At 37.3% G+C, this 450-nt stretch carries 1 protein-coding gene; it reads left to right on the top strand.

Annotated elements, in window-relative coordinates; genetic code table 11:
• Nucleotides 1-132: 132 nt before the first annotated feature.
• A partial coding sequence (locus CHM34_RS19630; RefSeq protein ID WP_500690238.1) for a hypothetical protein occupies nt 133-450 on the top strand: 318 nt, incomplete at its 3' end.

Here is a 450-nt window from a genome sequence, read left to right as displayed (position 1 = left end):
ACATTCATGCATTCACCTACAAGTACAGAGGATGACAAGAATATTTTGAGGGAGTACCATTTTTAAATCAGCGATGATCGATCACATTCTACGGAGTTTGTACATGGTTGTTTTCAACTATTTTAAGGAGATTTGGCTAACAGGGGCATATTATATCATCAACACATTATTTGGTCAGACAATTGTGCATCTCAATTAAAGAATGCATGGATGTTCTATTGGTTGAGAAAGATGCATAGCTTGTGTAGAATTCAATATATGTGGAATTTCACAGAGGTTGGTCATAGTAAGGTAAAGCACGATGGTGCAGGCGCATGCATTAAAAGAGCCTTGGCTCATAAAGAACTAAAGTACAAAGATGGAGCAATATTGATAGATGCAAAATCCATTGTCCAATGGTGTAACACTACAATGGGTCCAAGTAAGGAAGGTGAGTCTACAGTTCATAGA

Origin of the sequence: Paludifilum halophilum (genome assembly GCF_002245355.1) — a bacterium.
Taxonomy (GTDB): Bacteria; Bacillota; Bacilli; order Thermoactinomycetales; family DSM-45169; genus Paludifilum; species Paludifilum halophilum.
Note: the sequence above shows the minus strand (reverse complement) of the source record. Positions and strands in the feature narration are given on the sequence as shown.